Here is a 21,496-nt window from a genome sequence, read left to right as displayed (position 1 = left end):
CGCACCTCTTGACCAGCCGTGCTGTGGGCAGCGGTCACCTGTCGTCGGTGTGGTCGCCCGGACGCATGGTCAGGGCGACCAGCACCGCCGTGGCGAGCGCCACGGCGGCGGCCACGACGGCGACAAGGTGCAGTCCCCCGGTGTAGGCCTGCTCGTAGGAGGCGTGGCCGGCCCCGTCACGGCCGACGGCCAGCAGCGTGCCGAGCAGGGCGATACCCAGGGAGGTGCCGGCCTGCCGGACCGCGTTGATGGTGGCGGCGGCGACGCCGCTGCGCTCGCGGCCCGCCGCGGCCATGGCCGCCGCATTGGACGGCGGGACCGTCAGCCCGTATCCGGCGCCGAGCATGGCCAGGACCGTGGCGGTGAGAGGAACACCATCAGCGCGACCGCGCCGACGGCCAGGGCGACGATGGTCGAGGGCGTGTTCCAGCCGTGGTCGCCCGCGTTGATCAGCCCGTACGACAGCGCGCCGAGCCACAGGACACCGAGCGCCTGTCCGGCGGGGTCGAGCGCGGCGTGCGCGGGATCGGCCGACTCGGGCACGCACCGCCATCCGACGACGAGCGCGACCAGCCCCAGCGGCAGGTTGATCAGGAAGATCGACGGCCAGCCGAACGCGTTGACCAGCAGGCCGCCGAGCACGGGCCCGGTCAGGCCGGCGACTCCGGCCACCGTGCCCCAGCCGCCGATGACCTTGGCCCGCCGGGCGGGATCGGGATAGCTCTGGGCGATCAGTGACAGGGTGCCAGGGACCGCCACGGCTGCTCCCGCGCCTTGAACGAAGCGGCCGGCGATCAGTACGAGGGGGGACGGGGCGACGGCGCAGATCGCGGAGCCCAGGGTGAAGAGGGCGACTCCGGTGAGGAACACCCGCTTGCGCCCGTAGCGGTCTCCCAGCGCGCCCGCCGACAGCGCGAGCGTGGACAGGCACAACGTGTACGCGCCGACCACCCATTGCAGGGCTCCGCCGGACGCGCCGAGTTCGGACTGCATGGACGGCAGCGCGATGACCACGACGTTGACGTCCAGCAGGGCGATGTAGGCCACCAGGTACACCGTGACGATGAGGCCGATGCCGGCCTTCCGGGGCGGGGCCGGGCTGGTGGCAGCGGTCATTGCAGACATATGACTCTTGACTCTTTCTTCGGAATGGCGGATCAGGTGTGGCGGCGAATCCATCGGGGCGCGAGGGCGGTGCCGATGACGCCGGCGACGAGGGCGCCGGCGATGAGCCAGGGGAATCCGATCGCCCCGGCGAGCCCGAGGCCGGCCGAGCTGATGATGGTCACGAAGATGCCCTCGATCGACATGGGCACCGTGAAACGGGTGGCCGCCGACGCCGAGGAGCGGTGGGCGAAGTCCATGGAGACGGTGGAGATCCAGGTGAGCTTGGCCCCGTACACCGCGGACAGGACGACCAGGACGATCCCGGTCGGCACCGTACTGGCCTGGCCTGCCGCCAGAGGCAGGAGACCGGCCACGGCCGCGAGACCCAGCACGCCGATCGCCAGTGCGGGCCGCCGCAGGCCGTAGCGGGAGATGGCGGCGCCGGTGCCGAGCGCGGTGAAGACCTGGACGGTGGTCGCCACGAACTGGACGAGGGCGATGCGGTCCAGCGGCCAACCCGCGGCCAGGAGCATGGCGGACTGGGGCGCGCTCGCCAGCCACTCGCTCATGGCGTACACCGGGATCACGATCAGTGCCCACACGGCCATCCGGCGTTCGTGGAAGACGCCGGCCAGTTCCCGCCACGGGGCGCGTCGCGCCCGGGGGGCCGGTGGTTCGGCCAGGCGGGCCAGCACGGCCAGAGGCAGGGTGTAGATCGCGGCCAGGGCGCCCAGCGTGGGCCCCCAGCCTGCGTGGGCGTACAGCAGCAGCGCGCCGGAGGAGCCGATGAGGATGGACGCGCTGGCCGAGGCGATCTGGATGCCGTTGGCCGTGCCGCGCGCGGCCGTCGGCACCAGGAGCACCGCCAGGCCGTTGAGCGCCACGTCGTGTACCACCGACAGCGCCAGGACCAGCACCAGCAGGGCCAGCGTCGCGGGCAGGTCGCGGACGGGGTCCAGGGGCATCAGCGCGAGCAACGTGGCGATCAGCGCCATCTCTGGCGGCATGCCGTCACGGAGCAGATCGAGCGCATCGACCGGCAGGTCGAGCAGTTGGGCACGGCCCGCGCGTACCTGGAACACCTGCTGTGGTGTCACGGGGATGACATCGCCATGGAGTGCACCGTGTTCGACAAGGAACTGGCCATGCACACGCCACGGGGGCGCATCGACGACCCCGACCTCGTTTCCGCCTCCCGCACTGCCGCCGGCCATCGGCGATGGCCCTGCGGCCCGGCGCCGCGTGACAAAACAAGCGCCGGGGGCGATGACAGTGACGAAATAGAAGTGGCCGCCCATCCGAGATGCACGGAATGTGGTCGGCGGGTAGCGCAGCCCGCGCGCGGACGTCGCCGCACGTACTGCTCACAGGCTTGCAGGCAGCGTGCCTACCGCAAGCGCTCTGGTGATCCCCGGCGTCCCTGATCGGTTGCGTGGCCAGTGGACCGCCCGGGATCAGCCGACGCCGGCGCTGTGATCCTTTACACCTCTCTTCGCGCCCCGGTGCCAGTGGCGCCCATCACGTACGGACCGCTCGGCCTACCGCCCACACGGCGCACTCGAAGTCTTCGGACGCTGGTCAGCGCAGGTCTTCTCTGATGGGCACGCCTGCGTGGACGACGAGTGAGATGTCGCGCATGGCGGCCAGGTCCGCGAGCGGGTCACCGGTCACCGCGACGAAGTCGGCGGCGAAGCCGCAGGCCACGCGGCCGATCCGGGTGTCGGCGCGGAGCAACCGGGCGGCGGTCGTCGTGACGGAGCGGAGGGCGTCCAGCCGGCTGAGCCCGGCTTCGTGCAACAGTTCCAGCTCGTGGATGACGGCGGGGACGCCGCCGACGTCGTCGCCGGGCGGGATGTCGGTGCCGTTGACCAGCCGTACCCCGGCCTTGATCGCGTTGCGGACGCTGCGCAGGTGCACCTCGTTCTGCGCTCGGGCGTTCTCGATCGTCGCTTCGGCGAAGTCGTGTGCCCGCATCCACGGCTCGGACCTGGTCACGCAGAGGGTCGGGGTGACGTAGGCGCCGGCGGCGGCCAGAAGTCCGGCGGTCTCCTCGTCCAGGTCGTAGACGTGCTCGAAGGAGCGTACGCCAAGGGCGAGCGCCTGGCGGATCGCGGTCGAGTGCCCGGCGTGGGCGACCACGTACGCGCCGTGCTCATCCGCCGCGCGCACCGTGGCGGCGATCTCCTCGTCGCTCATCTCCGGGGCGGTGACGTCCTCGCCGGCGGCGGCGATGCCGCCGTTGATGAAGACCTTGACGTGGTCCGCGCCCGCCGCGAGTTCGGCCAGGGCCGCCCTGTGGAACTCCTCGCCGCCACCGGCGAGCACAGAGCCGATGGTGGACCCGTGGCCACCGGGTGTGCTGATGGCCTGGCCGGCGGCGAACACGCGGGGGCCGCGGAACCAGCCGCGCCCCATTGCCTGACGCAGGAACAGGTCCGCGCGGTTCTGCTCGTGAACGCAGCGCACGGTCGTCACCCCGGCCCGCAGTGCCTCGTACGCCCGCTGCGCGGCCCGGAACGCGGTCAGCACGCCCGGCTCCGCCGGGTCGAAGTCGGCGAACGGGAAGACCAGCGACAGGTGGGTGTGACAGGAGATCAGGCCGGGCAGCAGGTGGCGGCCCGCGACGTCGATCACCCGCGCCCCGCGAGGCGGGGCGGCCGTGCCGACCTCGGCGATCACCCCGTCCTCGACCCGCACGTTGTGATCGCGCAGGACGGTTCCCCGGTCCACATCGACGATGTGTCCTCCGGCCAGCCACACCGTGCCGCATTCCTTCATCGCTCCACCTTCACGCTTACCATTACGCCGTATGTGTCCGCGACCGCGGGTCACGGCGGGGTGTCCTCCGGTGCCGCCAGTTCCGCCACGGTCAGCGGCTTCACCGGGGCGCGGGCGGTGAACACGCCCGCCTCCGCCACGGGCCGGCCGCCGTGCTCGGCGACCAGGTGGGCGAGCGTCACGCCGCAGTATCGGCCCTGGCACGCCCCCATGCCGCAGCGGGTGAGCAGCTTCGCCGCGTTGACGGTGGTGACGTACGGATGGCCGGCCAGCTCGCGCCGTATCTGCCCCGCGGTCACCTCCTCGCAGCGGCACACGATCGTGTCCTCGTCCGCCAGCCGCGCCAGCGCGTCCAGGCGGGGCGCGAACTCGCGGCCGACCACGGCCGCGAAGCGGCTGGTCCTGGCCAGTGCGCGCCGGGCGCGGCGCTCCTCGGCGGCGGTGACCGGCCGCCCCAGCCGGCGCAGCAGGCCGAGCGCCGCCAGGTGCCCTTCGGCGGCGGCCTGCTCGGCGCCCGCGACCCCCGTCACCTCTCCGGCCACGAACAGGCCCGGCACGGTCGACTGCTGCCACCGATCATGCACCACGACCCAGCCGCCCTCGGCGGGCGCCCACCGTACGGCGCAGCCCGCCTGCCGTGCCAACTCCGCCGAGGCCAGGAAGCCGAAGCAGAGCGCCACCACGTCGCAGGCGACGCGTCGGGCGGGTCCTCGTGGTCGCCAGCGCGCGTCCACCCTGACCAGCTCGACCGCCGCGACCCGCTCGTCCCCTTCTGGGGCGGCGAGGATCCGCCGGGGCAGCGTCGACCACCGCACAGGCACACCCGCCGACCTCAGCGTGGCCAGCGCCCGCCCGCCCTCGGCCAGTTTGGCCGCCCCCCACAGGGCGGCGGAAGCCGAGCGGGCCGCGGCGGCGGGCCCCGGGCGCGGCCCTGCCATCGCCACCTCCGCGACCTCCACCCCGGCCGCCACGAGCTGGGCGGCGGCGACGAACAGGAGCGGATGGGCACCCGCCAGCACGACCGGCCCGGCCGGCACGAGACCTCCGGCCTTGAGCAGGGTCTGCACGCCGCCCACGGTGAGTACGCCGGGCAGCGTCCAGCCGGGCAGCGCGGCCGGCAGGTCGTAGGCGCCGGAGGTCACAACCAGGGACTCCGCGCGCACTTCCTCGACTCCCGAAGGGCCGAGGACGCCGACGACGTGCCCGCCGTGCCCGATGTCGTCGAAGACGCCCCACGCCAGCGTCGAGTAACGCCAGGTCGCGCCGCGTGCCGCCCGGGCCGCCGCCAGCAGCCGGCGGCGCAGCGGATCGCGGACGGTAGACCTGGGGGCGGCGTCCGACGGCCGGCGCCAGATCTGCCCGCCGGCGGCGCGCTGCTCGTCCACGACCTCGACGGAGAGCCCGGCCCGGGACAGGCGGGCCGTCGCGGCGAGGCCCGCGGGCCCGGCCCCCACCACGACGACGTCGGCGCGGCTCACCGCGCCTCACCCGTCCGGACGCGCATGCCGCCGGCCACGGGGGTGACGCAGGAGCGTACGCCGTGCCTGCCGTCCACCTCCACCGCGCAGTCGAAGCAGGCGCCCATGTTGCACAGCGGCGCCCTGGGCCTGCCCGCCGGCGTACGGCGGAACGCGCCGACGCCGGCCGCCAGCAACGGCACGACCAGCGGCTCGCCGGCGTAGGCCCGGACCACGCGGTCGTCCACGACGATCTCGACCGGCTCGGGCCGCCCGCCGTCGGCGGGCACGCGACGCCTCCACATGCTCTCTCCTTCTCAGCCGAACACAGCCGAACTCAGCCGAACGTGAGGTGGCCGAACCGGGCGGGCGCGTACTCCGCCACCGGCAGGTCGGGCCGCTCACCCGCCAGCATCCCGGCCATCAGCCGCGCGTAGGTGGGCCCCAGGGTGAACGCCGAACCGCCGGTCGCGACGTACAGGCCCGGCCGTCTGGGGATCTCGCCGAGCAGGGGAAGCTGGTCGGGCAGCAGCGCGGTCGTGCCCGTCCACACCCGCAGCAGGCGCAGCGCGGCCACCTGCGGCACCACCAGCGCGGCGGCGGCGTTGCCGCGGATGGAGTCGAGCCGGGGCCGCGGGCCGGCCGACAGGTCGACCCGCCCGTCTCTGGCGACGAGTGTGGCCGGCCAGCCTCCGCCGATCAGCACGTTGCCCTCGGCGGTCTGCTTCATCGAGAGCCTGCGTCCGGCGTGCTGCACCAGGTGGGGCAGGAACGGCCGGGCGCGCTCGGTCACCGACATGGTGAGCGCGACCGGCACCACGGGCAGGCGCACGTCGGCGAGCTGGGCCACCTCGCCGGTCCACACGCCCGCGGCGATCAGGACCTGGCGGGCGGAGATCCGCTGGGGCCGGTCCGGCGCGGCGACGGTCACCCGCCACCGGCCGCCGTCGGGGACGAGCCCGGTGACCCGCGCCCCCGTGCGGATCAGCGCGCCGTGCCTGCGCGCGGCACGGGCGTAGACGTGGGTGACGCGGCGCGGATCGGCCTTGCCCTCCACCGGGCACAGTGCCGCCGCCACGATCCGGGGGGACAGGTACGGCGCGACCGTGCGCAGCGCCGGGCCGTCGAGCAGTTCGATCGGCAGGCCGTGGCCGGTCTCCAGGTCCGCCTTTCGCGCGAGGAAGTCCGCCTGCTCGGAGGTGCCGGCGAGCATCAGCCCGCCGGAGCGGACCACACCGGCCGGCTCGCCCACCCGCTCCTCCAGCTCGCCCCACGCGCGGGCGGCGTCGACGTGCAGCGGCAGCGCCCGGGCGTTCTGCTCCGCCTGTGCGGCACCGTGCTCGAACATCCGGTATTCGAGCTGGAAGTGCAGGCTGCCCGCGTTCTGGCCGGAGGCCTGGAGGCCGAGCTGGTCGCGTTCGAGCAGCAGGACCGACGCCCCCGCGGAGGCGAGGTGGTAGGCGGCGGCGGCGCCCAGCAGCCCGCCGCCGACCACGACGACATCGCAGTTCACCGGGGGCCTCAGGCGGCCCTCAGGCCGAGTTCGTCCATGGTGGCCGCGACCTGGTCGAGTTGCTCGGACGTCAGCGGGAGCAGCGGGCGGCGGACGTGGCCGGCCGGGACGCCGCGCATCCGCAGCGCGGCCTTGAGCACCGCCTGGGCGCTCGCGAAGCGCGGGCCCAGGTCACGGGTGAACCAGCGCTCCATCAGCACCCGGTCACGCTCGCCGCAGCGGCGGGCCGCGTCCAGGTCGCCCGCGGCGACGTGCCGGAAGAAGTCGGCGTGCTCCCTGCCCAGGACGGCACCCGCGCCCATCGTGCCGTCGCCGCCGACGTGCCGCAGCAGCGTGATGCCCACCTCGTTCATCGGGAAGCCGAAGTAACGGACCTGGTCCTTGAGCCGGTAGAGGCCCTCGATCCAGGCGGCGAAGTCTCCCGTGGAGTTCTTGATCGCGACGACGTTCTCCACCTCGGCCAGGCGGGACAGCAGGTCGGCGGACATGTCCACGTTGGTGCCGCGGGGCCAGTTGTAGACGCAGATCGGCAGGCCGATCGCGGCGGACACCTCCTGGTAGAAGGCGACGATCTCATCCGCTCCGGGCACCAGGTAGGGCGGCGGCGTGAGCAGGATGCCGTCGCAGCCGGCCCGCTCGGCGGCGTGCGCGTGCCGGATCGCCTCGTCCGCGGTGTAGGCGGTGCAGCCCGCGATGACGGTGATCCGGCCGGCGATGGCCTTGGCCGCGGCCTCGAACAGGGTGGCGCGCTCACGCTCGGTCATGCTGAACCATTCGCCGGTGGTGCCGGCGAGCACGATGCCGGGCAGCCGCTCATCGACCATCCATTCGAGCTGGACGGCAAGGGCGGCGAGGTCGAGGGCGCCGTCTTCGGCGAACGGTGTGGTGACGGCCGGAATGTAGCCATGCCAGTCGACGGCGGAACGATCCATCAGAGAGCCTTTCTGCGAGGCCGGGCGGGCGGGATGCGGCTCACGGGGAACGACCTTATTTCACCACACTAACAAGCGTGCAACCACATTAAACATGAGCAGGCGGGCGGGACGACGAGGCGTCGCCCGGCCGGATCAGGTCAGGGAGTGGGGGGCGTGACGGCGATGACCAGGCTGGCCGGCTCGGCGGAGTCGTTGACGTAGCGATGCGGAAGGCGCGAGTCGAAGGTCACCGACTCGCCGGTGAGCAGTTCGTGGTCCTCGCCGTTGATCGACACCACGATCCGGCCGCTCAGTATCAGTGCGCATTCGCTGGAGGGGTGCGACCACGGTTCGGCCGAACTGGCGTCACCGGGGGCCAGGTCCGCGCGCAGTACCTCCAGGTCGCCGCGGCCGGGGGTGAGCCGCTCGTAGCTGATCTGCCCCCGGGGGGCCGACAGCAGGTGACGCTCACCAGGCCGACTAATGTGAACGGAAGGTGCGTTGGGGTCACTGAACAGCGAGGAGATGTCGGCGTCGAACACCTTGGCGAGCTTCCGCAGGGTCGCCACGCTGGGATCGGCGTTCCCGTTCTCGATCTGGCTGAGGAGCGCCGCCGAGACGTGTGCCTGTCCGGCGAGTTCCCGCAAGGTGAGCCCGCGCCTCTGACGCAGTTCGCGGAGGCGGTCACCGAGCATTGAGTCCCCCATCTGTTCGATCCCTATGAACATGCTTGACTACGATAAACAGAGTGCTTAATGTGGTCAAACATTGTTCAGCATAGTTAGTTGCAGCGAGCGGCCCGGATGAACGACCGCCCGCGATGCGGTCTCGGCCAGGAGCGCGAGCACGCCAACCGCACAGCTCAACGTGGCCGAAACCGAGAGGGAATCCACGTATGCCCGACCGTCCATCGCTTGACACCGGTTACTTCAAGCCACCGTTCTCTGCCGCCCTGCGCGCCTATCTTGCCGAAGGCTGGGGGGAGCGTACTCCGTTGCGGGAAAGTCCTGCCGAGGTCGCTTCGCATGCCGCCCGACGTCGCGCTCGCCTGTCCGGCCACTTTCCCGGGGAACGCCTCATCGTGCCCTCGGGGCGGCTCAAGACCCGGGTGAACGACTGCCAGTACCCGTTCCGTCCGGGCAGCGACTACGTGTGGGCGACCGGCGACCAGGAGCCCGAGGCGGTTTTGGTACTCGAACCGGTTCCCGGCGGCCACGACGCCGTGCTCTACACCCGGCCGGGCTCGGACCGCGGCGACCCCGACGACGTGTTCGACGGCGCCTTCGGCGAGTTCTACGTCGGGCCGCGCAGGTCGTTGCGGCAGACCGAGATCGCCTACGGAATCGAGGTCCGGCACGTGGACCGGTTCGCCGCCGAGGCCGGCGGCGGGGGACGCGTGCTCCGCGGCATGGACCCGGTCGTGGACGCCGCCGTCCCGCAGGACGACCCCTATCTCGACGGGGAACTCGCGGCGGTGCTCAGCGAACTGCGCGCGGTCAAGGACCCCTGGGAGCTGGACCAGTTGCGCGCCGCGGTGGCCGCCACCGCCCGCGGCTTCGAGGACGTCGTCCGCTCGATGGACCGCGCCGTCGCGGCCGGCGAGCGGTGGCCGGAGGCCGCGTTCTTCATGCGCGCCCGGGTCGAGGGCAACGATGTCGGCTACCAGACCATCGTCGCCTCCGGCCCCCGCGCCACCGCCCTGCACTGGACCCGCAACGACGGCCCCGTGGTCCCCGGCACGATGCTGCTGATGGACGCGGGCGTGGAGACACGCTCCCTCTACACCGCCGACATCACCCGGACCCTCCCGGTAGACGGCCGGTACACCGCCGCCCAGCGCGAGGTGTACGACCTGGTGCTCAGGGCGCAGGAGTCCTCGCTGGCCACGGTACGGCCCGGCACCACGGTCCGCGACTTCAACGAGGCCGCGATCCGCACGCTGGCCGAAGGACTGGCCGACTGGGGCATCCTCCCGGTCAGCGCCGAGGAGTCGCTGCGCGAGGACAGCGGACTGCACCGCCGCTACACCCGGCACGGCATCGGCCACATGCTCGGCCTCGACGTCCACGACTGCGCCAGGGCCCGCGCCCCGCACTACCTTGAGGGCCGCCTCACCGAAGGCCACGTCTTCACCTGCGAACCCGGCCTCTACTTCCAGGACGACGACCTGACCGTGCCCGAGGAGTTGCGCGGCATCGGCGTGCGGATCGAAGACGACCTCGTGGTGACGGCCGACGGATACGAACTTCTCTCGCACATGCTGCCCCGCGAGGCGGCCGAGGTGGAGACGTGGATGGCCGCCCTACGCGCTCGGGACGGCGACGCCTGAGCCTTCTCCAACCCCGGACCGGACGACCGGAATCGATCCCCGCGCCCGGCACGACCCCCAAGTAATCCGGCTCAGCGCGGCCGAAACGCGGTAAGGACGCCAATCGATGAAGACGATCAGACTCACGGCCACCATGGCCGCCGCAGTGGTGGCCATGGCGGGCTGCTCCTCCTCCGGCGGCACGGGCGCCGCCCAGCCCGCGGGGCAGCCCCAGCGCGGCGGCACGCTCAAACTGCTGGGCGCGGCCGACGTGGACCACCTGGACACCGCCAGCGTCTCCGCGCCCAACACCACCGCGCTGATGCGCGCGATCAGCCGCCAACTGGTCACCTTCCCCACCACCACGGACGAGCGGGCGGCCATCGGCCTCGTGCCGGACCTGGCCACCGAGGTGCCCGCCCCCGAGGACGCCAAGTCCTTCACCTTCACCCTGCGCGAGGGCGCGACCTGGGACATCTCCGGCGGCCCCCGGCAGATCACCGCCGAAGACGTCGAGCGGGGCTTCAAGCGACTGTGCAATCCGGTCGTGCCCAGCGTGGGCGCCGCCTACTTCGTCGACGCGATCAAGGGCATGCGCTCCTTCTGCGACGGCTTCGGCAAGGTCGCCAAGGACATCAAGGCGATCAAGGAATATGTCGAGAAGACCGACATCTCCGGGATCGAGGCGGACGGCGAGCTGAAGGTCACGTTCCAGCTCACCTCCGCGATGGGCGACTTCACCAACCTGCTCGCCCTCGTCCCCGCCAGCCCCGCCCCCGTCGAAAGCCTGGACCACCTGCCCGACTCGCCCGACTATCGCCGCGACTTCATCTCCAGCGGGCCCTACCGGATCGGCGAGTACCAGGCGGACAAGAAACTCGTCCTCGTCCGCAACCCCGCCTGGAAGGCGGCGTCCGACCCGCTGCGCAAGGCGTACGTCGACCAGATCGAGATCTCCTTCGGGGCCACGCAGGACTCGGTCATGCAGCAACTTCAGGCCGGCACCATGGACCTGCCGTGGGACACCACCGTGCCGCCCGCGCTGCTGCCCGGCCTGGCGGCCACCCAGGACGACCGGCTGCTGATCGTCAAGACCGGCGCCATCGAGCCGTATCTCGCCCTCAACCTGCGCAGCCCCAACGTCGGCAAGGCCCTGTCCAAGCCGAAGGTCCGTCAGGCCCTGGCCTACGCCGTCGACAAGAAGGCCGTGCTCCAGGCCCAGGGCGGCGCCGCGATCGGCGAGATCCAGAACCAGTTGTTCGTCTCCACGCTGATCGGCTTCAAGCCGTTCGACCCGTACCCCACCCCCGACCACCGCGGCGACCCGGAGAAGGCCAGGAAGCTGCTGGCCGAGGCCGGTTACCCCGGCGGCCTCACGCTCAAGATGCCCTACCGCACCAAGGACCAGTACCCGCAGATCGCCCAGTCCCTCCAGGCGGGGCTCGCCAAGGCCGGCATCACCCTGAAGCTGATCCCGGTCACCCCGACCGACTACTACGGCAAGTGGCTCACCAACGACGAGGCCCAGACCTCCGGCCGCTGGGACATCGCCCCGGCCGGCTGGGCCCCGGACGCGCCCGGCGCCTCCAACCGGACCGTCTACGACCCGCTGATCCGCAAGCCCTCGGTCAGCGGCTCCTACAACTACGGCCACTACAGCAACCCCGAGGCCGACGCCCTGGCGGACAAGGCCCTGGCGGCCGTGGACGAGAAGACCGCAGCCGAGTTGTGGCACCGGATCGACCAGATGGTCATGGCCGACCTGCCACTGATCCCGATCGCCGTGCGCAACCAGGCCCTGTACGCGGGCCCCCGGACGGCCGGCGCCGTCGCCAACAGCCTCAGCAAGTGGCCCGACTGGACCCTGGTCTGGCTGAAGAAGTGACCCTCGGCCCGTTCCTCCGGCCTTCCTGGGGAGGAACGGGCACCTGGAAAACACCGCCGGAAATGGAACGAGCGAAACCGTGACCCTACTCGACGTATCCGCCCTGTCGGTCCGCATCCCCACCGCGGACGGCCTCGTGCAGGCGGTGGACGACCTGTCCTTCTCCGTGGCGGCCGGAGAACTGTTCGGCATCGTCGGGGAGTCGGGGTCCGGCAAGAGCGTCGGCATGAGCACGCTGACCGGGCTGATGCCGGGGGTGCGAACCTCCGGCAGCGCGCTCTTCGACGGCCGCGACCTGCTCGCCCTGCCGCCGTCGGAACTGCGGGCGCTGCGCGGCAGGCGGATCGGCATGATCTTCCAGGACCCGCTCAGCAGCCTGCACCCGAACTTCACCGTGGGCCGGCAGATCGCCGAGATGGTACGCGCCCATGAGCGCGTCACCCGCAAGGAGGCCAAGGCGCGGGCCGTGGCCATGCTCGCCCGGGTCGGGATACCGGACCCGGCCCGCCGGGCGGAGGAGTACCCCCACCACTTCTCCGGCGGCATGCGCCAGCGCGCGATGATCGCCATGGCGCTGGCCCTCAACCCCGCGCTGATCATCGCCGACGAACCGACCACCGCGCTGGACGCCACCGTGCAGGCGCAGATCCTGGAGCTGTTCGCCTCCATCCAGGAGGAGTACGGCACCTCCATCATCATGATCACCCATGACCTGGAGGTCCTCGCCGACATCGCGGACCGGGTCATGGTGATGTACGCCGGCCGCCGCATGGAGATCGGCACCCGCCAGGAGATCTTCGGCAACCCCCGCCACCCCTACACGCGAGGGCTGCTCGAATCCTCCCCGGCCCGGCACGCCGGCAAGGGGCGGCTGCGCACGATCAGTGGCCGCCCGCCCAGCCTGATCTCCCCGCCCGGCGGCTGCGTCTTCCATCCCCGCTGTCCGATCGCCGTCGCGGAGTGCGCGAGCGAGCGCCCGCCGGCGCGCACCGACCCGGCCGGCACCGCGGGCTGGGCCTGCCGGTTCCAGGACGTCCCGGCACCGCCCCCGGCGGACCCGCCGCGACCGCGTCCCCCCGAGGCCGCCCGGACGCCGCCCGCCGAACGGCCCGTGCTGATCCGCGCCGAGGGCATCGTCAAGACGTTCGAGGGAACCGGCGGCCTGTTCCGCCGCCGGCGCGCGGGGGTTCGCGCCCTGGACGGCATCGACCTCGAACTACGTCAGGGCGAGACGTTCGGCCTGGTCGGCGAGTCCGGCTGCGGCAAGTCCACCCTCGCCCGCTGCCTCGCCGGGCTGCACCCGATCACGTCCGGACGGCTGGAGATCAACGGCGCCGACGCCTCCACCCTGGACCCGCGCGTGTGGCAGGCCGTCCGCCGCGACGTCCAGGTCGTCTTCCAGGACCCGTACGGCTCCCTCAACCCCCGCCGCCGCGTCGGCTCCATCATCGCCGAGCCCTTCGTCGTCCACCGCCAGGCGGCGGGCCGGGAACTGCGCCGCCGGGTCCAGGAACTCATGGAGACCGTGGGCCTCGACGCCGGGCACCACAACCGCTTCCCGGCGGAGTTCTCCGGCGGTCAGCGGCAGCGCATCGGCATCGCCCGCGCCCTGGCGCTGCGGCCTCGGATCATCATCTGCGACGAACCGGTGTCCGCCCTCGACGTCTCGGTCCAGGCGCAGGTCCTCAACCTGCTCGCCGACCTTCAGGCGTCCTTCGACCTCACGTACGTCTTCATCACCCACGACCTGTCGGTCGTCCGGCACGTCAGCGACCGCATCGGCGTCATGTACCAGGGCAGGCTCGTCGAGGTCGGCGACAGTGAGCAGGTCACCACCGCCCCGGCGCACCCCTACACCCGGGCGTTGCTGTCGGCCATGCCGTCCGGCGGAGACCCCGAACGCGCCCGCCGGCGCGTCACGCCGAGCGGGGAGCAGCCCGCGTGAACACCACCGAACCCATCGGGCCGCAGCCGCCCGCGGCCCGGCCCGCACGAGAGGAGAGACCCGTGACCGCTTCCGACCGGACGCAGGCCGGCGTCCAAGGGAGCGCGCCAGGGCCCCTCGCGGACGGCTGGCGGCGGTTGCGCAGGGAGCCCGCGTTCGTCGTCTCCGGGGCCTTCGTCATCTTCATCGTGCTGCTCGCCGTGGCCGCGCCCCTGGTCGCGGCGCTGACCGGGCACGGGCCCAACGAGCAGTTCAACGAGACCGGGCTGTCGGAGGCCGGCATCCCCGTCGGCCCCGGCGCGGAGTTCTGGCTGGGCGCCGACCAGCTCGGCCGGGACGTCCTGGTACGCGCCGTCTACGGCAGCCGGGTCTCCTTGCTGGTCGGGGTCGCCGCGTCGGCCGTCGCGGTCACCATCGGCGTCGTGGTCGGAACCGTCGCCGGCTACTTCCGCGGTGTCGCCGACGCCGTCCTGTCGCGCGTGATCGACCTGGTGATGAGCCTTCCCTTCCTCCTGTTCGCCATCGCGCTGGTGTCCCTCGTCGGCCCCAGCGCCCAGGTCAGCGTCATCGTCATCGCCTTCTTCTCCTGGGGGGCCATCGCCCGCGTCGTACGCGGCCAGGTGCTGTCCATCAGGGAACGCGAGTACATCGAGGCCGCCCGCTCCCTGGGGGCGTCCCGGGGGAGGATCATCGTCCGGGACGTCCTGCCCAACCTCACCGTCCCCATCGTGATCTACGCGACGCTGATGATCCCGCAGGCGATCGTGTTCGAGTCGACGCTGTCCTTCCTCGGGCTCGGCGTCGTACCGCCCACCCCCACCTGGGGAGGCATGCTCGCCGAAGCGTCCGGCAACTCGATGTACCTGGTCGCCTGGTGGCTCGTCCTGGTACCCGGCCTCATCCTGCTCGCCACCACCGTCGCCTTCAACGTGCTCGGCGACAGTCTCCGCGACGTACTGGACCCGCGCTCACGCCGCACGACCAAAGGCATCTGAACCATGGCCAGACATCTTGTGACGCGAGTGCTGCACGGCCTGGGCGTGCTGTGGGTGATCAGCCTCGCCGTCTTCCTCATGTTCTACCTGGCCCCGGGCGACCCCGCCCGCGCCATCGCCGGCGACCAGGCGTCACCGGAGATCCTGGCCCAGGTCACCCGCAGCCTCGGGCTCGACGCCCCCATCCACGAGCAGTACCTCCGCTTCGTCGGCAACCTCGTGCGCGGCGACCTCGGCTACTCCTACCGCAACCAGCAGCCGGTGCTGGACGTCATCCTCGGCCACCTTCCGGTCACGCTCTCCCTCATCGCCGGAGCCGTCGTGCTGTGGCTGGCGATCGGCATCCCGGCCGGGATCATGTCGGCCCGCCGCCCCGGATCGCTCCGGGACCGCGTCGGGTCGGTCGTCACCATGACCGGGCTGTCGTTCCCCACGTTCGTCCTCGGGATGCTGGCCATCTACGCGCTGTTCTACCTGCCCAGCAAGGCCGGGCTCACCCTGTTCCCGGCCGGCGGCTACGTGCCGTTCACCGAGGACCCCCTCGGCTGGGCCTGGCACCTGCTGCTGCCCTGGCTCACGCTCGCGTTCGTCACCGCCGCGGTCTACGCCCGCCTGACCCGCGGTCAGATGCTCGACGTGCTCGGCGAGGACTTCATCCGCACCGCCCGCGCCAAGGGGCTGGGCGAGACCCGGGTGGCCTACGTCCACGGCCTGCGCAACTCCCTGACGCCGCTCATCTCGCAGCTCGGCGTGGACCTCGGCACCATGCTCGGCGGCGCCGTGGTCACCGAGCAGGTGTTCGGCCTGCTCGGCGTAGGCAAGCTCATGGTGACCAGCGTGACCACGCAGGACCGTCCGGTGATCATCGGCGTGGTGATCTTCGCGGCCTTCTGTGTCGTCGTCGTCAACATCGTGGTGGACATCCTGTACACCGTTCTCGACACCCGGGTGCGCGTGTCCTGAAAGGATGCCGCCCCGCCGACCTCGTCAGGAAGTGACAGTGCCGTCAGCAGTACATCTCGTCGCGGACGACTATGTCGCCGCGCTCGCCGCGCTCGACCCGCGGGCCGCCGTCGCGCTCGGCCGGACCGATGTGAACCGGGTCCCGGATCTGTCGCCGGAGGCGTTCGCGGAACGAGCCGCGCTGGCCCGCCGGACCGTCGCCGCCCTGGCGGCCACCCCGGCGGACACTCCTGCCGACCGTATCCTCGCGGCGGCCCTGACCGAACGCCTGAACAGCGAGAACGACCTCCACGAGGCCGGGTTCACCACCACGCTGCTGGCCCCGCTGGCCACCCCGGTCCATCATCTGCGGCAGGTCTTCGACGACCTCCCGGACGACCCCGCGACCATCGCCGCGCACCTGGAACGTGTCCCGGAGGCCCTGGGGCAGTACCGCCGGACACTGCGCTCGGCGGTGCGCGAGGGCCACCGCGTCTCGCGCCGGCAGGCGCTCCTGCTGGCCGCGCAGTGCGAGTCGTGGGTCGCCCCGGACGGCTCGAACTTCTACCTCGGCTTGGCCCGCGACCACCCCGGACTCACCGCCGCCGCGCAGCGGGCCAGTGCGGAGATGGCCGCCTTCGCCACATTCCTGCGGAGCGGGCTCCCGGAGTCCTCCACGGCCCTAGGCGCGGGCGCCGACCTGTACGCGATCACCTCCCGCGCCTTCCTCGGCACCGAAGCCGACCCGGACGAGCTGTACGCCTACGGCTGGGCGGAAATGGCCCGCCTGACCCGGGAGGCCCGCACCCTGGCCGCCGAACTCACCGGAGAACCGGACCTCGCCACCGCCATCGCCGCCCTGGACGCCGCTCCCGCCCATCAGGTCGCCACAGGGGAACCGCTGCGCGCCTGGCTTCAGACCAGACTGGACGCTCTGACCGACACCCTCGACGGTGTGTCCTTCGACCTCCCGCCCGCCCTGCGCCGTGTCGAGGCCCGGCTGGACACCTCGGGTGCGGGCGTCATGTACTACACGCCCCCGGAGCCCGGAGCCGGTCGTCCGGGACGGGTGTGGTGGGCCGTACCGCCGGGCAGTGAGCGGGTCGCAACGTGGCGTGAGGTGAGCACGGTGCACCACGAAGGGCTCCCCGGCCACCACCTCCAGTTCGCCATCACCCTCGGCCGGCACGATCTCCACCCCTGGCAGCGCTTCCTGTGCGAAATCCACGGCTACGCCGAAGGCTGGGCGCACTATGCGGAACAACTCGCCGCCGAGTTGGGTCTCCTGGACGATCCGGCCGAACGCCTCGGCATGATCTACGCGCAGATCTGGCGGGCGGCCCGGATCGTCATCGACCTCGGGCTGCACCTGGACCTGCCGATTCCGGCGGGCAACGGCGTGGTCGAAGCGGCCCGCTGGACGCCGTCCGTCGCGGCCGGGTTCCTCACCGCATCGGCCGGGCTGCACCCCGCCACCGCCGCGTTCGAGGTCGACCGCTACCTGGGCTGGCCCGGACAGGCGCTCGCTTTCAAGGTCGGCGCCCGAATCTGGCAGCAGATCCGCGCGGAAACGCAGCGACGCACGATCGGAGCCTTCGACCTCAAAGAGTTCCACATGACCGCGCTCAACCTCGGCCCCATGGGCCTCGCTCCCCTCGAACACGCCCTGCGGACCACCCAGGGCATGCCTTAGTGGTCGGTCACGCACACACGCACACATTGGGCCATCGATTCGTCACCGGCAGAACCGGCCTGGGCCTGCGCCCCTCGAACCTCATGAGGAGGGACGCCGGTAGCAGAGGGCGACGGCGCCTGTGGTGGGGATGGTGGTGGCCTGGGCGAGTCGCCACCGTGATGCGAGGCCGTCGGGGAGCAGGCGTACTCCCGTACCGAGCGTTGCCGGAACGACGGTCAGGTAGAGCTCATCGATGAGGTCCGCCTTGAGCAGTGATTGGATGATGCTGGCGCTGTTCAGGACGAGAATGTCCCGGCCCGGTGCGGTCTTGAGTGACCGGACCTCCGCTTCGAGATCACGGGAGATCCGGGCGTTGGTCCATTCGGTCTTGTCCAGGTCCGCTTGCTGCAGCGTCGTGGAGAAGACGACCTTCTCGACGGTGGCGAGCCAGTTGCCCAGATCACGAGTCCGGGCCGAACTGTTCGGGTCGCTGGTCAGGCCGGGCCATACGGAGGTGAAGCCCTCCCAGTTGGTCCGGCCCACGAGCGCGGTGGTCACACCACGCCAGATCCCCTCATAGAAGACCTCGCTCTCGTCACTGGAGATGTGCTCCATGGCCCAGCTCATGTCGTCATCGGGTCCCGTACTGGTGTACCCGTCCATGGAGACGACGGCGTCGGCTATGACCTTGCGCTGCGGTTCGATGTTATTGGACATAGCGGTTCCTTCCGTTCGACGGCCTACCTTCGGCCGATTCCCGCCAGAACAGGCTGTCCTACCAGGTGGCATGCTGTCGTCATCAGACTTGGTGACATCGAGTCCGGATTTGGGGGGCGGCAGGGTGACGGACGGATCGGTCGCCGGTCCGGTACTGGTCGGCCGGGACGCGCAGAGCACTGCGATCCAGGCGGCCTACGAGCGGGCTCGGACGGGTGGTCCTGTCACCGTGCTCGTCTCCGGTGAGGCGGGCATCGGCAAGTCCCGGCTGGTGTCGGCCGCGACGCGCGAGCTTCCCGGCGAGCCGCTGGTCCTGGTCGGCGGCTGCCTGGAGCTCGGCGCGGAAGGTTCTCCTTACGTGCCGTTCGTGGCCGTCGTACGGGACATCGTCCGTCGGCTTGGGCTTGAACGAGTGAAGCGCCTGCTGCCGCCGGCGGGGTCCGCGCTCGGAGACTGGCTGCCCGAACTCGGCCCGGCGCCACGCCGGTACGGGCGGACCAGGCTGCTGGAAGAGATGCTGGCATTGATCAGCCAGGTGACCGAGGTCGTGCCTGCCGTACTCGTGATCGAAGACCTGCACTGGGCCGACGCCGCGAGCCGGGAGCTGTTCGCCTACCTGGCCCGCAATCTCGCGGGCAGTGCCGTCCTGCTGATCGGCACCGTCCGGACAGGCGAGCTCGCCGCCGGCCACCCGAACCGGCGCCTGCTCGCCGAGCTGGGCCGCGGCGGCGATGTGGTACGCCTGAACCTCGGCCCTCTGGCACACGAACACGTCACCGAACTGCTCACAACCGTCGAAGGACAGCCGCCGGACCTGGTCAGGAGCATGGAGATCCACCGGCGCAGCGGCGGCAACCCGCTGTTCGTCGATGTGCTGCGCGACTCCGACGAGTCGGCGGCCGATGACCTGAAGACCCTTCTGCTGGACCGCATCGACGCCCTGCCCGGCCCCGCACGCGAGGCGATGGAACGCCTCGCGGTGGCCGGTGCGGAGCTCACCGACGAGTTCCTGCCCGAGGAACCGCTGACCGACCTTGTCGGAAGGGAACTGGTGGTAGCCGGACGGGGAGGGTATTCGGTCCGGCATGACCTGATCAGGGAGGCGGTGTACTCCTCACTGCTCCCGGCGAAGCGGCGGCGCATGCACGCCGACTACGCAGTCGCCCTCGCCTCGCGCGCGCCTGACAGCGCCGCGCTGGCGGAGCACTGGATCGCCGCCGGGGAGTTCGCGCGCGCGTTGCCCGCCGCGTGGCGAGCCGCTGCCCGCGCCGGCCGCCAGAACGCCTACGACGAGCAGCTCCACCTGATCGACCAGGTTCTGACCCGATGGACCGAGGTCGAAGGCCCGGAACGCCTCATCGGTGCCGACCGCTCGGTCGTACTCGAACAGGCGGCCACCGCGGCCTTCGCGGCAGGCAGGTCCGCGGCCGGCATCGCCTACTGCACCGCCGCCTTGGACCTGTTCGACCCGGCGGTGGACCCGCGCCGGGTGGCCGCGCTGCTCGGCCTGCGCGGTCGCATGCAGAACCGCACCGACGGCTCCGGAGCCCACGACCTGGAGCGAGCCGTCGCGCTGGTACCACCAGGCCACTCGGACGAGCTGCGCAGCCGGCTGCTGTCCACGCTGGCCTTCATCGGCGTCGTGGCACATCACCCCGATCAGGTACGCCGCCACGCGGCCGAGGCATTGCACCTGGCGGAACGACTCGGCGACGACCGGCTCCGAGCGCCTGCCCTGCTGGTATTGGCCCAGCTTGACGGCACCGCGGGGCGCCTGGAATCGGCCAGGCGCACCTTCGCCGAGGCTCGCCGTATCGCGGAAGCGGCCGGGGACGAGCACACTTTCCTGACCACCTTCCAGTGGGAGGCCGATGTCGTCGAGGCCTCCGGCCAGTACGCGCAGGCGGCGGACATGGCCCAGGCCGGGCAGGAGGCGGCCGAACGGCTTGGCCAGACCCGATCTCGCGGCAGCATGCTCGCCGCGGCACGCGCCTTCTCCCTGATCTTCCTGGGCCGATGGGATGAGGCCCTTGTGATCGTCCAGGACGCCCTGGCCGAAGGCCCTCCGCCGCTGTACGCCGCGTACCTGCGACTGGCGGCGGCCGATATCGCACGCTGCCGCGGCGAGACCAGCCGCTTCGAGTCTCTGATGCGTCAGTTGACCGAGTTCGCCCGGCACACGCTCCGAGCGACCGAGGCGAACGCCGGGCTGGCCCTGCAACGGATCGCCTGGGCGCTCGATCAGGGTGACGCGGACTCGGCGGACCGCATCCTCGACGAGCACCTGACACCGCCGACGGCCTGGCCGGCGCACCACCTGCTGCGGCTCGCCGTCCTCGGTGCCCGCGTTCAGCGGGTACGGCGGGCCTCAGCCCCGCGCAATCGCCAGGTCGCCCGCGAAGTCACCGACCGGCTCGCCGAGCTCCACCGCATCGTCGACACCGTGCACACCACCACCCCGACGCTCGACGCCTACCGGCTCACCTTCCATGCGACGGCCACCCCCGACAGCCTGCCCGCCTGGGACCAGGCCGCCACCGCCTGGCGCGACCTCGGCAACCGCCATGAGGCAGCGGTCGTCCTGACCGACGCGGCGACGACAGCCCTGGCGACCAACAACCGCCCCGGCGCCCGCTCCCGCCTCCGCGAGGCCCACACCATCGCCACCGACCTGAACGCGACCCCACTCCTGACCCGCATCGACGACCTCATCGCCCGGGGCCGCCTCGACGAGGCAACCCCCACCCCCACGAGCAACCCCTTCAACCTCACCAACCGCGAACTGGACGTCCTGCGCCTGCTCACTCTCGGCCGCTCCAACCCCCAGATCGCCGAGGACCTCTTCATCGCCCCCACCACCGTCGCCACCCACGTGGCCAGAATCCTCACCAAACTCAACGTCACCACCAGAACAGAGGCCGCCGCCCAAGCCCACCAAGCCAACCTGTTCACCACCCGACACTGACGATCGAAAAAGCGTCTGCCGACAGCAACGTGTCCCCGCTGGGCGCGGCCGGCATCCTCTCGGCCCAGGTTGTCCAGTGCGCCGGGGGCATGCTGGAGCCATGAGAGATGATCAGATAACCGCTGCCGTCCGTGTACTGATCAATCAGTACGACCCCGAAGGCCTCTTAGAGCGTGTTTGAGAAGATCATTCATGTCCGGCGTGGCGGCGTGATCATCGGGCCCGGGACCGTCAAGCTGGCCCGGTGTCCCCTGATCGCTACCCCTCCGACCTGACCGACGCCCAGTGGGAACTG

The 21,496-nt window shown here is 71.6% G+C and carries 17 protein-coding genes; 7 read left to right on the top strand and 10 right to left on the bottom strand.

What is annotated here, in order from left to right; translation table 11 throughout:
• Positions 1–34: 34 nt before the first annotated feature.
• From ACH34R_RS39870 to ACH34R_RS39830, 9 genes are all read right to left on the bottom strand, one after another.
• Entirely contained in the window at positions 35–346 is a 312-nt protein-coding gene (locus tag ACH34R_RS39870) for a hypothetical protein (RefSeq protein WP_397566805.1), read from the bottom strand.
• Complete coding sequence (locus ACH34R_RS39865) at positions 322–1,116, bottom strand: MFS transporter (RefSeq protein WP_397566804.1); 795 nt, start codon at positions 1,114–1,116, stop codon at positions 322–324. Before ACH34R_RS39865 ends, ACH34R_RS39870 begins: the two co-directional genes overlap by 25 nt.
• A 41-nt stretch (positions 1,117–1,157) precedes the next feature.
• A complete protein-coding gene (locus ACH34R_RS39860; RefSeq protein ID WP_397566803.1) occupies positions 1,158–2,204 on the bottom strand; it encodes an MFS transporter in 1,047 nt (348 codons plus the stop codon).
• Between the two features lie 481 nt (positions 2,205–2,685).
• Positions 2,686–3,885 (bottom strand): amidohydrolase family protein, encoded by a 1,200-nt coding sequence (locus tag ACH34R_RS39855; RefSeq protein WP_397566802.1) that lies wholly within the window; start codon positions 3,883–3,885, stop codon positions 2,686–2,688.
• Positions 3,886–3,935: 50 nt separating this feature from the next.
• Positions 3,936–5,363, bottom strand: coding sequence for an FAD-dependent oxidoreductase (locus tag ACH34R_RS39850; RefSeq protein WP_397566801.1), 1,428 nt, complete (start codon positions 5,361–5,363; stop codon positions 3,936–3,938).
• Positions 5,360–5,647 carry a (2Fe-2S)-binding protein gene (locus ACH34R_RS39845; protein WP_397566800.1) on the bottom strand — a complete coding sequence of 96 codons (288 nt, stop codon included), beginning with the start codon at positions 5,645–5,647 and terminating at the stop codon, positions 5,360–5,362. The genes ACH34R_RS39850 and ACH34R_RS39845 overlap by 4 nt, the downstream gene beginning before the upstream one ends.
• A gap of 32 nt (positions 5,648–5,679) precedes the next feature.
• Positions 5,680–6,855: an NAD(P)/FAD-dependent oxidoreductase gene (locus ACH34R_RS39840; protein WP_397566799.1), complete on the bottom strand. Its 1,176-nt coding sequence runs from the start codon at positions 6,853–6,855 to the stop codon at positions 5,680–5,682.
• Between the two features lie 8 nt (positions 6,856–6,863).
• Positions 6,864–7,787, bottom strand: coding sequence for a dihydrodipicolinate synthase family protein (locus ACH34R_RS39835; protein WP_397566798.1), 924 nt, complete (start codon positions 7,785–7,787; stop codon positions 6,864–6,866).
• Between the two features lie 140 nt (positions 7,788–7,927).
• Positions 7,928–8,464 carry a cupin domain-containing protein gene (locus ACH34R_RS39830; protein WP_397566797.1) on the bottom strand — a complete coding sequence of 179 codons (537 nt, stop codon included), beginning with the start codon at positions 8,462–8,464 and terminating at the stop codon, positions 7,928–7,930.
• Between the two features lie 125 nt (positions 8,465–8,589).
• Between ACH34R_RS39830 and ACH34R_RS39825 the strand changes: the two genes are divergently transcribed.
• From ACH34R_RS39825 to ACH34R_RS39800, 6 genes are all read left to right on the top strand, one after another.
• Positions 8,590–10,098, top strand: a complete 1,509-nt coding sequence (locus ACH34R_RS39825; protein WP_397566796.1) for an aminopeptidase P family protein — start codon at positions 8,590–8,592, stop codon at positions 10,096–10,098.
• A 106-nt stretch (positions 10,099–10,204) separates the two neighbouring features.
• A complete protein-coding gene (locus ACH34R_RS39820; protein WP_397566795.1) occupies positions 10,205–11,962 on the top strand; it encodes an ABC transporter substrate-binding protein in 1,758 nt (585 codons plus the stop codon).
• Positions 11,963–12,041: 79 nt separating this feature from the next.
• Entirely contained in the window at positions 12,042–13,907 is a 1,866-nt protein-coding gene (locus ACH34R_RS39815) for an ABC transporter ATP-binding protein (protein ID WP_397566794.1), read from the top strand.
• Positions 13,908–13,969: 62 nt separating this feature from the next.
• On the top strand, positions 13,970–14,902 hold the full coding sequence (locus ACH34R_RS39810) for an ABC transporter permease (protein WP_397566793.1): 933 nt from the start codon (positions 13,970–13,972) through the stop codon (positions 14,900–14,902).
• 3 nt (positions 14,903–14,905) lie between these two features.
• On the top strand, positions 14,906–15,865 hold the full coding sequence (locus ACH34R_RS39805) for an ABC transporter permease (RefSeq protein WP_397566792.1): 960 nt from the start codon (positions 14,906–14,908) through the stop codon (positions 15,863–15,865).
• A 37-nt stretch (positions 15,866–15,902) separates the two neighbouring features.
• On the top strand, positions 15,903–17,537 hold the full coding sequence (locus tag ACH34R_RS39800; RefSeq protein ID WP_397566791.1) for a DUF885 domain-containing protein: 1,635 nt from the start codon (positions 15,903–15,905) through the stop codon (positions 17,535–17,537).
• Positions 17,538–17,618: 81 nt separating this feature from the next.
• Here the strand turns inward: ACH34R_RS39800 and ACH34R_RS39795 are convergent, their stop codons facing one another.
• Positions 17,619–18,236 carry a dihydrofolate reductase family protein gene (locus ACH34R_RS39795; RefSeq protein WP_397566790.1) on the bottom strand — a complete coding sequence of 206 codons (618 nt, stop codon included), beginning with the start codon at positions 18,234–18,236 and terminating at the stop codon, positions 17,619–17,621.
• Positions 18,237–18,360: 124 nt separating this feature from the next.
• On the opposite strand from ACH34R_RS39795, the gene ACH34R_RS39790 reads away from it, so the two are divergent.
• Positions 18,361–21,201 carry an ATP-binding protein gene (locus tag ACH34R_RS39790; RefSeq protein WP_397566789.1) on the top strand — a complete coding sequence of 947 codons (2,841 nt, stop codon included), beginning with the start codon at positions 18,361–18,363 and terminating at the stop codon, positions 21,199–21,201.
• The last annotated feature ends 295 nt before the right edge of the window (positions 21,202–21,496 follow it).

Source organism: Spongiactinospora sp. 9N601, from assembly GCF_044326295.1.
Lineage (GTDB): Bacteria > Actinomycetota > Actinomycetes > Streptosporangiales > Streptosporangiaceae > Spongiactinospora > Spongiactinospora gelatinilytica.
Note: the sequence above shows the minus strand (reverse complement) of the source record. Positions and strands in the feature narration are given on the sequence as shown.